This window comes from Streptomyces sp. NPDC048291 (genome assembly GCF_043201715.1).
GTDB lineage: Bacteria > Actinomycetota > Actinomycetes > Streptomycetales > Streptomycetaceae > Streptomyces.
On sequence record NZ_JBICZC010000004.1, the window covers coordinates 225030 to 237806 of the forward strand.

14 protein-coding genes and 1 tRNA gene are annotated in these 12777 nt (G+C 72.3%); 7 read left to right on the forward strand and 8 right to left on the reverse strand.

The window, feature by feature from the left end:
* Positions 1-74: 74 nt before the first annotated feature.
* The 6 genes from ACGF5O_RS11905 to ACGF5O_RS11930 all read right to left on the reverse strand — a co-directional run bounded on the left by ACGF5O_RS11905 (position 75) and on the right by ACGF5O_RS11930 (position 5821).
* The gene (locus ACGF5O_RS11905; protein ID WP_393809759.1) at positions 75-1430 is read right to left on the reverse strand and encodes an HD-GYP domain-containing protein; all 1356 of its coding nucleotides are present in this window, start codon (positions 1428-1430) and stop codon (positions 75-77) included.
* Positions 1427-2830 (reverse strand): HD-GYP domain-containing protein, encoded by a 1404-nt coding sequence (locus ACGF5O_RS11910; RefSeq protein ID WP_393809760.1) that lies wholly within the window; start codon positions 2828-2830, stop codon positions 1427-1429. The genes ACGF5O_RS11905 and ACGF5O_RS11910 overlap by 4 nt, the downstream gene beginning before the upstream one ends.
* Positions 2831-2964: 134 nt before the next feature.
* Positions 2965-3291: a mycothiol system anti-sigma-R factor gene (gene rsrA, locus ACGF5O_RS11915; protein WP_393809761.1), complete on the reverse strand. Its 327-nt coding sequence runs from the start codon at positions 3289-3291 to the stop codon at positions 2965-2967.
* Positions 3288-3971, reverse strand: coding sequence for an RNA polymerase sigma factor SigR (sigR, locus tag ACGF5O_RS11920; RefSeq protein WP_189267612.1), 684 nt, complete (start codon positions 3969-3971; stop codon positions 3288-3290). The genes rsrA and sigR overlap by 4 nt, the downstream gene beginning before the upstream one ends.
* A gap of 256 nt (positions 3972-4227) precedes the next feature.
* Complete coding sequence (locus tag ACGF5O_RS11925; RefSeq protein WP_393809762.1) at positions 4228-4860, reverse strand: alpha/beta family hydrolase; 633 nt, start codon at positions 4858-4860, stop codon at positions 4228-4230.
* A gap of 145 nt (positions 4861-5005) precedes the next feature.
* A complete protein-coding gene (locus ACGF5O_RS11930; protein WP_393809763.1) occupies positions 5006-5821 on the reverse strand; it encodes an SOS response-associated peptidase in 816 nt (271 codons plus the stop codon).
* A gap of 51 nt (positions 5822-5872) precedes the next feature.
* On the opposite strand from ACGF5O_RS11930, the gene ACGF5O_RS11935 reads away from it, so the two are divergent.
* From ACGF5O_RS11935 to ACGF5O_RS11950, 4 genes are all read left to right on the forward strand, one after another.
* Entirely contained in the window at positions 5873-6595 is a 723-nt protein-coding gene (locus ACGF5O_RS11935) for a M50 family metallopeptidase (protein WP_393809764.1), read from the forward strand.
* 145 nt (positions 6596-6740) lie between these two features.
* On the forward strand, positions 6741-8069 hold the full coding sequence (aroA, locus tag ACGF5O_RS11940; RefSeq protein WP_393809765.1) for a 3-phosphoshikimate 1-carboxyvinyltransferase: 1329 nt from the start codon (positions 6741-6743) through the stop codon (positions 8067-8069).
* An 11-nt stretch (positions 8070-8080) separates the two neighbouring features.
* Complete coding sequence (gene rsgA, locus ACGF5O_RS11945) at positions 8081-9091, forward strand: ribosome small subunit-dependent GTPase A (RefSeq protein WP_393809766.1); 1011 nt, start codon at positions 8081-8083, stop codon at positions 9089-9091.
* Between the two features lie 76 nt (positions 9092-9167).
* Positions 9168-9491: a multidrug efflux SMR transporter gene (locus ACGF5O_RS11950; protein ID WP_093499187.1), complete on the forward strand. Its 324-nt coding sequence runs from the start codon at positions 9168-9170 to the stop codon at positions 9489-9491.
* A 236-nt stretch (positions 9492-9727) separates the two neighbouring features.
* On the opposite strand, the gene ACGF5O_RS11955 is transcribed toward ACGF5O_RS11950, so the two are convergent.
* On the reverse strand, positions 9728-10339 hold the full coding sequence (locus ACGF5O_RS11955; RefSeq protein WP_393809767.1) for a TetR/AcrR family transcriptional regulator: 612 nt from the start codon (positions 10337-10339) through the stop codon (positions 9728-9730).
* A gap of 217 nt (positions 10340-10556) precedes the next feature.
* Here ACGF5O_RS11955 and hisN point away from each other — a divergent pair, with 217 nt between their 5' ends.
* The 3 genes from hisN to ACGF5O_RS11970 all read left to right on the forward strand — a co-directional run bounded on the left by hisN (position 10557) and on the right by ACGF5O_RS11970 (position 12528).
* Complete coding sequence (gene hisN, locus ACGF5O_RS11960; protein WP_393809768.1) at positions 10557-11357, forward strand: histidinol-phosphatase; 801 nt, start codon at positions 10557-10559, stop codon at positions 11355-11357.
* A 192-nt stretch (positions 11358-11549) separates the two neighbouring features.
* On the forward strand, positions 11550-11942 hold the full coding sequence (locus tag ACGF5O_RS11965) for a cyclic nucleotide-binding/CBS domain-containing protein (RefSeq protein WP_089098874.1): 393 nt from the start codon (positions 11550-11552) through the stop codon (positions 11940-11942).
* Positions 11943-12108: 166 nt separating this feature from the next.
* Positions 12109-12528, forward strand: a complete 420-nt coding sequence (locus ACGF5O_RS11970; protein ID WP_393809769.1) for a Fur family transcriptional regulator — start codon at positions 12109-12111, stop codon at positions 12526-12528.
* Between the two features lie 126 nt (positions 12529-12654).
* On the opposite strand, the gene ACGF5O_RS11975 is transcribed toward ACGF5O_RS11970, so the two are convergent.
* Positions 12655-12728, reverse strand: a tRNA-Met gene (locus tag ACGF5O_RS11975).
* Positions 12729-12777: the final 49 nt, after the last annotated feature.

Genomic DNA, 12777 nt, shown 5'->3' on the forward strand with positions numbered 1-12777 from the left:
CTTGTGCCCCCGGACATCACCCTCTCCCTCGCATCCAACCACGTACGGCGGGAGGGCCGCTCATTACCCATGGGTTACCCAGCCGCGCGCAAGGTCAGACAGTCTCCGGAGAGCACGCGGGCCAGGGCTTCCACGACCTCCGGAGCGTAGTCCCCGGCGGTCGCCAGCCGTAACTCCTCCAGTGCCGTGAGCGGCCCGCCGGGCCCGGAATCCCGGGCCTTCTCCTCGTACGCGTTGACGGCCCGCACGATCCGCGCGGCGACCGGCTGCTCCCGGTACGGGTCGGCCTGCCGCTCCACGACCACGGCGACCGCCGCGGCCACCCCGGTCTGCCGTACGACGGCCCCGCCGAGCAGGGCTATCCGCCGCTGCTCCGCCGCCGGCAGCCCGGCGGTGGCGCCGGCGGGCACCGGGTCGACGAGGCTGAGCTGGCCGATGTCGTGCATGAGCGCCGCGTACTCCAGCACGGTGAGCTCCGCCCCGGACAGCCCCAGGTCCCGCCCGACGGCCCGGCTCAGGGTGGCGACCCGGCGGGCGTGCCCGGCCGGGGTGTACCCCGCTATCTCGGTGGCGCGGGCGAGCGAGGCGATGGTCTGCCGGTAGGTGGCGCGGACGGCCGCGTACCGGCGCAGGGAGAGCTGGGTGAGGAGCAGGGGCAGGCAGAACACGGGCAGTGCCCACAGCCCGACGACGGCGACGGCCAGCGCCATCACCGCGCCGGTGGCGCAGACGGCGGACCCGATGCCGAGCAGCCCGCGCAGCTCGTCCCGGAGCAGCGGTCCGAACGGCCAGCCCGTGCGCGCGTGGGCCTGCGCGGCGGCGAGCACGGCGTCGCACAGCGCGGTGAGCACGAGGAGCGCGACCAGCAGCAGGGCGTACGCCGGTCCGCTCCAGTGCTCCAACGCGCCCCTGCTGTAGAGGGGTTGGAAGCAGACGGCGGCGAAGCCGACGGTGAGGACGCGGCGCGTGAGGTGGTCGAGGGTGGGCCGCCGCCCGTCGGCTATGTGCGGGACGTTGCCGAGCAGCGAGGCCGCGCAGACGACGGTGACGACCTGGAAGGCCCCGTCGTGGGTAGCGGCCCCGGCGTCGGCGCCGAGCAGCGCGTAGGCGAGCCCGCCGGCGGCCCCGAGCGGGGCGGCCTCCCGTACCTCGGCGCCGGTCCACCGGGCCCACTCGCCGATGCCGACGAGGACGCCGAAGGCGAGGGCGATGCCGCGGTCGTCGAGGCCTTCCCAGAGGGTGCCGGCGAGACAGCCGAGGGCGAGGAGCAGGGCGGCGAGGCGGATGCAGCCGAGCGCGGCGGGGCGGCGGGAGCGAGGGGCTGCCGCGGCCGGACCGGCGAAGCCGTCGCCGGCGCGGGCACTGCCAGTGCCACTGCCACTACCACTGCCCGCCGGTCCCGGGGCGAAGGCCGGGGCTCCGGACGTCATGGGGCACCTCGCCCGACGCTCTCGCGGTCACCGCCGGGCGGACCGGAGCGGGCCGGGCCCGGCGGTTCGGGCGGTTCGGGCGGCTCGGCCGGGGAGGCGGAGGCGGAGGCGGAGATGGAGGGAATGGTCGGCGCGGCGGGATCCGGTGGGCGGACGTCGGCGGTGACCGCCGGGTGCCAGCCGTGTCGGGCCAGCGCTCGCGCCAGCGCGTCGACGATCCCGGCGTCGAAGTGCCGCCCCGCGCACCGCCGTAACTCCGCCACGGCGGCCTCGACCGGCCGGGCCCTGCTGTAGGAGCGCGTCGACGTCATCGCGTCGAAGGCGTCGGCGACGGCCACCACGCGGGCCGACTCCGGGATCTGGCCGCCCGCCAGTCCGTAGGGGTAGCCGCTGCCGTCGATGCGCTCGTGGTGGTGGAGGATCGCCGCGCGGGCCTCGCCTAGGAAGGAGATCCCGCGCACCATCTCGTGGCCGTACTCGGGGTGCAGTTCGATGATCCGCCGTTCCTCCGGGGTGAGCGGCCCGTTCTTGCGGAGCAGCCGGGTGGGGACGCCCAGCTTTCCCACGTCGTGGAGGATGCCGGCGAAGCGGAGCACCTCCACCCGGTCGTCGTCCATGGCCAGTTCGCGCGCGATCATCACGGAGGCCTGTCCGACCCGCTCGCTGTGCCCGCGGGTGTACCCGTCCTTGATGTCGACGGCCTGGACGAGCGCGCGGATGGTGGCCTGGTGGGCGGCGCGCTCCCGGTGGTACTGGGCGAACACCCACCAGGACACGCACATCGGCAGCAGGACGAGCAGTGCCGCGACGGGACCGTAGGGGCTGCGCCAGAGCACGGCCATCATCAGCCCGGCCAGCCCGTGCACCCCGACCGGGGCGAGGGAGCGGGAGAGCAGACCACGCCAGGCCCGGCGGACCGGAACCCGCTCGGTGACCGCGAGGATCCCGCCGTCCAGCACCGCGAGAACGACGCAGAAGGCGAGGACGGCTGCCGCGCAGGGCAGCAGCGCGTAGGGGAAGTCGCAGCCGACCACCGAGTCCCGCCCGCCCAGCGCCCAGTGCACGCGCCCCGCGCCCCACACGGCGAGTCCCAGCTCGGCGGCCCGCCAGATCCGGCGCAGCGCCTGCGGCCGTTGCTCGGCCCGGGAGAGCAGCGCGCCCGGCAGCGGTACCAGCGCGGCGGCCGGCGGCGGCAGCAGGAAGGCACCGGCGAGCAGCACCGGGTAGAAGGTGCCGCCGAGACGGCGCCGTACGACGTGCTCGCAGGCCGCGTACAGCGCGGCGAGGAGGGCTACGGCCCACCAGGGCGTACGCAGGCCGGGCAGCGGCAGCAGGCAGAGCAGGGCGGCGAGGGCGACGCAGGTCACGTACGCGCGCACCCGAACCGGGACCGCCTCCATCTCGCCCCTCCCCCGACCATGCCTGTCCAGGCTCCGGAGCCTAGGGCGGGAGCCGGAGGGTCCGGGGGCTTATGACCGGAGGATTAGCACGTTCGGGTGACAGGACACCGGGGCGGGAACCGCTCGGCGCGCGGTCAGCTCTCCGGCGTGACCGGTGCGGGCTGGGCGGCCCGGGCAGCGGCGACGTCGTGTTCCGGGACGGGCTGGCCGGAGCGGATCAGGTCCAGCCGCCCCAGCACCTTGGCCCGCAGGTCGGTGGGCACGTCGTCATGCCCGCAGCACCGCTTGACCAGCTTCTTCACGGCCTCCTCCAGCCCGTACTTCTCCAGGCAGGGGGAGCACTCGTCGAAGTGCTGCTTGAACTTGACGCGATCGACGTCCGGCATCTCACTGTCGAGGAACTCGTAGAGATGATCGAGTACCTCACTGCAGTCCGTCTCGTGCGGCTCTCCGCAGCTCATGAGCCCGAGCCTTTCGCTTCGTTCGACTCTCCGGCGCCGGCCGGGACGAGCCCGCGCTCACGCGCGTAGTCCTCCAGCATGCCGCGCAGTTGACGGCGGCCCCGGTGCAGCCGGGACATCACCGTACCGATGGGTGTCCCCATGATGTCCGCGATCTCCTTGTAGGCAAAGCCCTCTACGTCGGCAAGGTAGACGGCGATGCGGAATTCCTCGGGGATCGCCTGCAGCGCTTCCTTCACGTCCGAGTCGGGCAGATGGTCGAGCGCCTGCGACTCCGCGGAGCGCAAGCCGGTCGACATGTGCGACTCGGCGCGGGCGAGCTGCCAGTCCTCGATCTCCTCGGCCGCGGAGCGCTGGGGTTCGCGCTGCTTCTTGCGGTACGAGTTGATGAAGGTGTTCGTGAGAATGCGGTACAGCCAGGCCTTGAGGTTGGTGCCCTCACGGAACTGGTGGAAGGACGCGTACGCCTTGGCGTAGGTCTCCTGCACCAGGTCCTCGGCGTCGGCCGGGTTACGCGTCATGCGCAGCGCGGCCGAATACATCTGGTCGAGGAATTCGAGCGCGTCCCGCTCGAAGCGCGCGGTGCGCTCCGAGGTCGACTCCGCGCTGACGCCCTGGCCCTCGGGCAGCTCCGCCTGGCCGTTGTCGGTCCCTGCGTCGGTACCGGTGACCGGACCCACCTCCTCAAGATCCCGGGCAGGACCAGAACCGATCCCACTCGTCTCGGAGGATAGAACACGACCCGTGCCTGCCGCCGCTCGAATAGGAGCGGTCTTGGCCGCGTGCAGCACCGTCCAGTCCAGGTCAGCGCTGCTGCTACGGCTCGGGCAGATGGTCGAACCCATGCGGCGGACTTCCTCTCCTTCGGCGTCGGCGCTGGTGTCCCAGCACTTCTGTCCGCCTCAACAGTGTTCCGTCGCGCAACATTCCCGGGCGTCACCCGAGGGACGCGGTCCATGCGACGACCGCGTCCGTGATGAGAGTCACTGCCTGTTCCGGACCGATCTCGGCCTTTTTGGGCACCGCGAACCCGTGATCCGCGTGGGGCACCTCGACGAGTTCGTACTCGCCCGCCGGGAATTCGGCCGGCTTCCCGAACGGGTCGTTCCCGCCCTGCACGACGAGCGTCGGCACCCCGGCCCCGAGCAGCTCCCCGGCCCGCGACTTCTCCGGCTTCCCCGGCGGGTGCAGCGGAAAGCCGAGGGCGAGCACGCCGGCCGCCGCCAGCTCCGTCGCCGTACGGCAGGCGACCCGGGCCCCGGCGCTGCGCCCGCCCGACACGACCGGCAGCCCCGGCGCGGCGAGCGCGGGCCACACCCCGCGCCAGCCGACGTCGAGCGTCTTCGGCGCCGGCGCGAGCTTCTTCCCGGCGACCCGCCAGGGCTGCTCGACGAGCGCGACGGTCACGCCGTGCCCGGGCAGCACCGCGGCGACGGCCTGCAGGTCCCGCGCCTCGACGCCCCCGCCCGCCCCATGCCCGACGGCCAGCACCAGCCGCGCCCGCTCCGCCTCGTACCAGGTGATGCGGGCGTCCCCCGCCTCCGTACCGACGATCTTCGACGTAGTCACGGCAGAAGGCTAGAGGGCAGCGTCCCGAAGGGGGCGCGGGGAACTGCGCGACCAGCCACGACGGCGCCGCGGCCGCCAGACGCCAGACGGCAGACGGCAGACGCCAGAGGCCAGACGGCAGATCGCGGCCCGTCCGGCGGAGCGCTCAGAAGAGCGTGCCCTCCTCGGGCCCCTCCAGCTCCTTCAGCAGCTCCGGGCTGTTGTTGCGGACGTTGCTGACCGCCGTGGAGACCGGGTAGGCCCGCATCAGGCCCTCCGGCGGCGGGGCGAGCAGCGCGCGCAGGTCCCCGACGTCGGTGCGGGCCGGGTCGAGCCAGGCGTCCCAGCGGTCCGGGGTCAGCATCAGCGGCATCCGGGGGTGGATGTCGTGCAGCGACCGCGGCCCCTCCGCGGGCGCCACGGCCAGCGGCGAGGTCTCCGCCTCCGTGGTGATCACCGAGCACGTCACCCACCAGGCCAGCGGGTGCTCGTCGGGCAGCGTCCGGTCCCGCCAGAACTCGTACAGCCCGGCCATCGCGAACACCGAGCCGTCGGCCGGCAGCACGAAGTACGGCTGCTTGCGGGGCCGCTTCTTCTTCCCCTCGACCTCCAGGTCCCGCTCCTCCGGGGCGGTGACCCATTCGTAGTAGCCGTCGGCGGGCAGGATGCAGCGGCGGGTGGCGAAGGCGCGGCGGTACGACGGCTTCTCGTGCACGGTCTCCGCGCGCGCGTTGATCATCCGGGCGCCGCCCTCGGGCGTCTTGGCCCAGGAGGGCACCAGCCCCCACTTCAGTCTGCGCAGCTGGCGAACCGGACGGCGGTCCTCGGCGTCTTTCACCGGACGGTCGAGGACGGCGTAGACCTCCTTGGTCGGAGCCACGTTGTAGTCGGGCTCCAGGGTCTCCTCGGGCTCCCACTTCTCTATTTCAAAGACTCCTGCGAGATCCTCGGGCCCACGACTGGATGCATACCGTCCGCACATACGTGCAACACTGCCAGACTCCGCCTGACCAGAGGGAGCAACCGCCGCACCATGGACAGCCTCGCCGCCCTCGCGCTGCCCGACCTCTGGGACCGTCTGACGGGTACCCAGTCCGATCCCGACCTGTGGGTGGTGCTCGCGACCCTGGCCGCCGCGGTCGCGGTGGTCGTCCCGCACAACCTGTGGCGGATATCCCGCAACGCCATCACGATCGCGCACGAGGGCGGCCACGGCCTGACCGCCCTGCTCACCGGCCGCCAGCTGACCGGCATCCGGCTGCACTCCGACACCAGCGGCCTCACGCTCAGCCGGGGCAAGCCGCACGGCATCGGCATGATCCTCACGGCGGCGGCCGGCTACACGGCTCCCCCGCTGCTCGGCCTCGGCGGCGCGGCCCTCCTCGGCGCCGGCCGCATCACCCTGCTGCTCTGGCTCGCCACGGTCCTGCTGGTCGTGATGCTGGTGATGATCCGCAACGCGTACGGCGTCCTCACGGTCTTCCTGACGGGCGGCACCTTCCTGCTGGTCTCCTGGCTGGCCGGACCGCAGGTGCAGGCGGCGTTCGCGTACGCGGTGGTCTGGTTCCTGCTGCTCGGCGGCGTCCGCCCGGCCTTCGAACTCCAGGCGAAGCGCTCCCGCGGCGGCGCGGGCGACTCGGACGCCGACCAACTGTCGAGGCTCACCCATCTCCCGGCAGGCGTATGGCTGTTCCTCTTCCACACGGTGTCCCTGTGCTCGCTGATCGGCGGGGGACGCTGGCTGCTCGGGATGTGACAAGCCCCGAAGGGGTGACGTCACAGGGGCGCGGGGAACTGCGCGACCAGCCCCGACGGCGCAGCACTCACCCACCGGCCTGCCCGCGAAGCGGCGCCGCAGCCGCCCACCGGCTGATGGCTCCCCCTGGCACTAAAGTGACCCCATGGCCGCAAACCCCACCGCACCAACCGCCCTCTGGCCCGCCCCCCACGCGCGCGGAGCCGTCGACGCGACGGTTCACGTGCCGGGGTCCAAGTCGGTCACCAACCGCGCCCTCGTCCTCGCCGCCCTCGCCTCCGAACCCGGCTGGCTGCGCCGCCCCCTCCGCTCCCGCGACACCCTGCTGATGGCCGGCGCCCTGCGCGCGATGGGCGTCGGCATCGACGAGGGCGTGGGCCCCGACGGCTCCGGCGAGGCCTGGCGCGTGCTCCCCGCGGGCCTCCGCGGCCCCGCCACCGTCGACGTCGGCAACGCCGGCACGGTGATGCGCTTCCTCCCGCCCGTCGCCACCCTCGCCTCGGGCGACATCCGCTTCGACGGCGACCCCCGTTCGTACGAGCGCCCCCTGCACGGCGTGATCGACGCCCTGCGCGTCCTCGGCGCCCGCATCGACGACGACGGCCGCGGCGCGCTCCCCCTCACCGTGCACGGCAGCGGCGCCCTGGACGGCGGCCCGGTGTCCATCGACGCCTCGTCCTCGTCCCAGTTCGTGTCGGCCCTCCTGCTCTCCGGCCCGCGCTTCAACCAGGGGGTCGAGGTCCGCCACACCGGCCGCAGCCTCCCCTCCCTCCCGCACATCCGGATGACCGTCGACATGCTGCGCGCGGTGGGCGCCCAGGTGGACACCCCCGAGTCGGGCGGCGAGCCGAACGTCTGGCGGGTCACGCCCGGCGCCCTGCTCGGCCGCGACCTGACCGTCGAGCCGGACCTCTCCAACGCCCAGCCCTTCCTGGCCGCGGCCCTGGTGACGGGCGGCAGGGTCGTGATCCCGGACTGGCCGTCCCGGACCACCCAGCCGGGCGACCGGCTGCGCGAGATCTTCACCGAGATGGGCGGTTCCTGCGAACTGACCGAGTACGGCCTGGAGTTCACCGGCTCGGGCCGGATCCACGGCATCGATGTCGACCTGGGTGACGTCGGCGAGCTGACCCCCGGCATCGCGGCGGTCGCCGCCCTCGCGGACACCCCCTCCACCCTGCGCGGGGTCGCCCACCTGCGGCTGCACGAGACGGACCGGCTGGCCGCGCTCACCAAGGAGATCAACGAACTCGGCGGCGACGTCACCGAGACCGCCGACGGCCTGCGCATCCACCCGCGCCGGCTGCACGGCGGCGTCTTCCACACCTACGAGGACCACCGCATGGCGACGGCCGGTGCGATCATCGGCCTGGCCGTGGCCGACGTGCAGATCGAGAACGTGGCGACGACGGCGAAGACCCTGCCGGACTTCCCCGACCTGTGGACCGGGATGCTCGGGAGCGACGGGGCATAGGGGCGTACGACATGCGCCGCTACGGCAAGCACACCGACGAGGACGACATCCGCGCCCGCCCCAACCGCAAGGGCAACCGGCCGCGGACCAACATCCGCCCCAAGCACGAGGACGCGGCCGAGGGAATGGTCCTCACCGTCGACCGGGGCCGGCTGACCTGTCTGGTCGAGGACAGGACGATCCTCGCGATGAAGGCCCGCGAGCTGGGCCGCAAGGCCGCGGTGGTGGGCGACCGGGTGGCCCTGGTCGGCGACCTGTCCGGCAAGAAGGACACCCTGGCCCGGATCGTGCGCATCGAGGACCGCTCGTCCGTGCTGCGGCGGACCGCCGACGACGACGACCCGTTCGAGCGGGTGGTCGTCGCCAACGCCGACCAGCTGGCGATCGTCACCGCCCTGGCCGACCCCGAGCCCCGCCCCCGCCTGATCGACCGCTGCCTGGTGGCGGCCTACGACGGCGGGCTCACCCCCCTGCTGGTCATGACCAAGTCGGACCTGGCCCCGCCGGACAAGCTCCTGGAGCTCTACGGCGACCTGGAGATCCCGTACGTGGTCACGAGCCGTGAGGAGCTGGCGGCGGGGGAGGCCGCCCGCCGGGTCCAGGACCTTCTCGGCGGCAAGATCACGGCGTTCGTCGGCCACTCGGGCGTCGGCAAGACGACCCTGGTGAACGCGCTGGTCCCGGAGGACCGGCGGCGGACGACCGGTCACGTCAACGCGGTGACCGGCCGGGGCCGCCACACCACGACCTCCGCGCTGGCGCTCCCGCTGGCCGACGACGGGGGCTGGGTCGTGGACACCCCCGGTGTCCGCTCCTTCGGCCTGGCCCACATCGACCCGTCCCGGGTGATCCACGCCTTCCCCGACCTGGAGCCCGGCACCGAGAACTGCCCGCGCGCGTGCAGCCACGACGAGCCGGACTGCGCGCTGGACCAGTGGGTCGCCGAGGGTCACGCGGACCCGGCCCGCCTCTACTCGCTGCGGCGGCTGCTGGCCACCAGGGACCGCAAGGAAGGCGACTGACCACCGGGGTGTTTGTCTTGACCGGAGTTCGGTAAGTGCATAATCGCACCGAGCTGGACATACGGGAGGACAGCACATGGCGTGGCTGCTGGTGATCGTGGCCGGGATCCTGGAGACCGGCTTCGCCGTGTGTCTCAAACTCTCCCACGGCTTCACCCGACTATGGCCGACGATAGCCTTCGCCTCCTTCGCCCTGGGCAGCTTCGGCCTGCTGACCCTGTCCCTGAAGAAACTCGACGTGGGCCCGGCCTACGCGGTCTGGACCGGCATCGGCGCGGCGGGCACGGCCATCTACGGCATGGTCTTCCTGGGCGACCTCGTCTCCACCCTCAAGATCATCTCCATCAGCCTGGTCATCGCGGGCGTGATCGGCCTCCAGCTGTCCGGCTCCGCTCACTGAAGCGCCCCGTCAGGGGCGCTCCGCCGCGCAGACGCGACCAGCACTACACAGCCCACAGCACAACAGCTCACCCAAGGGGCGCGGGGCCGTATCCGATACACGACTCCGCCGCGCGGGCGCGACCAGCACCACACAGCCCACAGCACAACGGCTCACCCAAGGGGCGCGGGGAACTGCGCGACAAGCCCCCACCCAGCCGCGGATACGCACGGCCCGCACCACCCCTCCCGCCGCCCTCACACCGGCTGCCGGTAAAGCGCCCCGCGCACCAACTCCGCCACCCCACCCGCCCCCTCCCCCGGCGGCGCCGCGACACAGGACAACGCCAGCCGCACCACCAACTCGCACGACCGGGCCAGCTCACCGTTCCCCTTCCCGGCCCCCGCCCCGGACAGCGCCGCCACCGCCCGGTCCCGCACGATCTCCACGAAGTCCCCGGGAGAAGGCAACGGCCCGTCCGCCCTCCGCTGCGCCGGCACCGCCGAGGACGACAGCACCGCGGACAGCGTCGGCGACGGCAACCGCTCGCTCCAGCACCCCGTGAGCATCGCCCGTACCAGCACGTTCTCCCGTGCGGCCACCGCCATCCACTCGGCCGTCGCCGTAAGGCGCTCCCGCACCTCGGTATGGCTCCCCAACGCCCTTTCCACCCCGGCGAGATACCCGTCGGCCTCCCTGCGCACCAGCGCCCTCGCCAGGCCTTCCTTGCTGCCGAACTCGTTGTACAGCGTCTGCCGGGACACCCCGGCAGCCGCCGCCACGTCGACCATCCGCACGGCCGCCCACGGCCGGCGCGCAAGTGCCGCGTACGCGGCGTCCAGAAGGGATTCCCGGGCTGCAGGCATCATCGCCTCCCTGGGGCGAGCGACTCTGCGCCCAGATTTGACGCGCACGAATCGACTGTCAAGGGTTCGCGAAGGCACCGGGGGGCGCCCTTCGGCCAACACGCGCGGGCGCGCCGCAGGTCTGCCGGAGGTCAACGGAGGTCACCGCCCGATCACTTGCCCGCATCACCCGGCGTCCCCTTGTAGCCCCGCGCCCACCCCGGCAGATACCGTTCGTCACATGCCGGACTACCTTGATGACCTGCGTCTCGCCCACGTACTCGCGGACGCGGCCGACGCCGTGACCATGGAACGCTTCAAGGCGCTCGACCTCAAGGTCGAGACCAAGCCGGACATGACCCCGGTGAGCGAGGCGGACAAGGCCGCCGAGGAACTGATCCGCAGCCAGTTGCAGCGCGCCCGGCCACGGGACGCGATCCTCGGCGAGGAGTACGGCATCGAGGGCACAGGACCGCGCCGCTGGGTGGTCGACCCGATCGACGGCACCAAGAACTACGTACGCGGCGTCCCGGTCTGGGCGACCCTGATCTCCCTGACGGAGGCGGCCGAGGGCGGCTATCAGCCGGTCGTCGGCCTGGTCTCCGCCCCCGCGCTCGGCCGCCGCTGGTGGGCCGCGAAGGGTCACGGCGCCTTCGCCGGCCGCAGCCTGTCCTCGGCGTCCCGCCTGCGCGTCTCCAATGTCTCGAAGCTGGCCGACGCCTCCTTCGCGTACTCCTCGCTCGGCGGCTGGGAGGAGCGCGGACAACTGAACAGCTTCCTGGACCTCACCCGCGAGGTGTGGCGCACGCGCGCGTACGGCGACTTCTGGCCGTACATGATGGTCGCCGAGGGATCCGTGGACATCTGCGCCGAGCCGGAGCTGTCCCTGTGGGACATGGCGGCCAACGCGATCGTGGTGACGGAGGCCGGCGGCACCTTCACCGGCCTCGACGGCCGTCCGGGCCCGCACAGCGGCAACGCGGCGGCGTCCAACGGCCACCTCCACGACGAGCTGCTGTCGTACCTCACCCAGCGTTACTGAAACGGTCTTCTGAGGCACAACGGGCCCAAACGGGCGCACCGCTCCCCTCACATATGAGCGCGTGCGCCCTCAATTGGCTGCACGCACCCCCTTGTTGACCCGTGCTTTACCTGCCACCCTGAGAGAACCCTCACTTGTGCATTTGTGAATCGCTGAACTATCCCGGCGATTTCCCTAGGAGGTGGCACTTTCATGCTCGTCCGTGACGCCATGAGCACGGTGGTCCTCACCGTCGGCCCCGCCCACACCCTCCGCCAGGCAGCCGCCCTGATGTCCGCGCGCCGCGTGGGCGCGGCGATCGTCCACGACCCGGACGCAGGCGGCATCGGAATCCTGACCGAACGCGACATCCTCAACTCCGTGGGCCTCGGCCAGAACCCCGACACGGAGCCCATCCACGCCCACACCACCAACGACGTCGTGTTCGCCACCCCGACCTGGACACTGGAGGAGGCGGCCCGGGCGATGGCGCACGGCGGCTTCCGCCATCTGATCGTCCTGGACGGCGGCGAGCCCGCCGGCATCGTCTCGGTCCGCGACATCATCCGGTGCTGGGCCCCGGCCCGCGCGCCGCAACCCGTCTAGCGCCTCCCGGCACGCCGACCGGGCCGGACCCCGGCCTCCCGGGGATCCGGCCCGCCCCGCTTCGCCGACCCGAACCCCGCTCCGCCTTGGACTTAGTCCAAGTCAAGCAGAGTTCCAAAGTCACACCTGTTCGGAAAAAGGAGCCCCTGCTGTTAGGCTGAATGCCATGAGTGACCTTCTGGAACGGCTGCGTGGACGCGGATGGCGGATGACCGCGCAGCGACGCGTCGTGGCCGAGGTACTCGACGGCGAGCACGTCCATCTGACGGCCGACGAGGTGCACTCCAGGGCGGTGGCCAAGCTGCCCGAGATCTCCCGGGCGACCGTCTACAACACGCTGGGTGAGCTGGTCTCGCTCGGCGAGGTCATCGAGGTCTCGACGGACAAGCGCGCCAAGCGGTACGACCCGAACGCGCACCGGCCGCACCATCACCTGGTCTGCGCCCGCTGCGGCTCGATCCGCGACGTCCACCCGACCGGCAACCCGATGGCCGACCTCCCCGCCTCGGAGCGGTTCGGCTTCACGGTCTCCGACGTCGAGGTGACCTACCGCGGCCTGTGCCCGGACTGCGCGACGGCCGTCTGACTCCGACGAACGAACTTTCCCGAAGGCCCCGGCGCTCGCGATGAGCACCGGGGCCTTTGTCGTGCGCCGGGCCGCAAAAAGCCGAGGGCCGGAATCCGTTTCCGGATTCCGGCCCTCGGCCTTCAGTAGCGGGGACAGGATTTGAACCTGCGACCTCTGGGTTATGAGCCCAGCGAGCTACCGAGCTGCTCCACCCCGCGTCGATGAATGCAACACTACGTGAGGGACGCGGGCGGAGGCAAATCAATA

What these genes read in the sequence shown, in the direction of transcription:
- ACGF5O_RS11905 (WP_393809759.1), bottom strand. Translation starts at nt 1,430, where the DNA reads ATGACGTCCGGAGCCCCGGCCTTCGCCCCGGGACCGGCGGGCAGTGGT.
- ACGF5O_RS11910 (WP_393809760.1), bottom strand. Translation starts at nt 2,830, where the DNA reads ATGGAGGCGGTCCCGGTTCGGGTGCGCGCGTACGTGACCTGCGTCGCC.
- rsrA (WP_393809761.1), bottom strand. Translation starts at nt 3,291, where the DNA reads ATGAGCTGCGGAGAGCCGCACGAGACGGACTGCAGTGAGGTACTCGAT.
- ACGF5O_RS11930 (WP_393809763.1), bottom strand. Translation starts at nt 5,821, where the DNA reads ATGTGCGGACGGTATGCATCCAGTCGTGGGCCCGAGGATCTCGCAGGA.
- ACGF5O_RS11935 (WP_393809764.1), top strand. Translation starts at nt 5,873, where the DNA reads ATGGACAGCCTCGCCGCCCTCGCGCTGCCCGACCTCTGGGACCGTCTG.
- aroA (WP_393809765.1), top strand. Translation starts at nt 6,741, where the DNA reads ATGGCCGCAAACCCCACCGCACCAACCGCCCTCTGGCCCGCCCCCCAC.
- rsgA (WP_393809766.1), top strand. Translation starts at nt 8,081, where the DNA reads ATGCGCCGCTACGGCAAGCACACCGACGAGGACGACATCCGCGCCCGC.
- ACGF5O_RS11950 (WP_093499187.1), top strand. Translation starts at nt 9,168, where the DNA reads ATGGCGTGGCTGCTGGTGATCGTGGCCGGGATCCTGGAGACCGGCTTC.
- ACGF5O_RS11955 (WP_393809767.1), bottom strand. Translation starts at nt 10,339, where the DNA reads ATGATGCCTGCAGCCCGGGAATCCCTTCTGGACGCCGCGTACGCGGCA.
- hisN (WP_393809768.1), top strand. Translation starts at nt 10,557, where the DNA reads ATGCCGGACTACCTTGATGACCTGCGTCTCGCCCACGTACTCGCGGAC.
- ACGF5O_RS11965 (WP_089098874.1), top strand. Translation starts at nt 11,550, where the DNA reads ATGCTCGTCCGTGACGCCATGAGCACGGTGGTCCTCACCGTCGGCCCC.
- ACGF5O_RS11970 (WP_393809769.1), top strand. Translation starts at nt 12,109, where the DNA reads ATGAGTGACCTTCTGGAACGGCTGCGTGGACGCGGATGGCGGATGACC.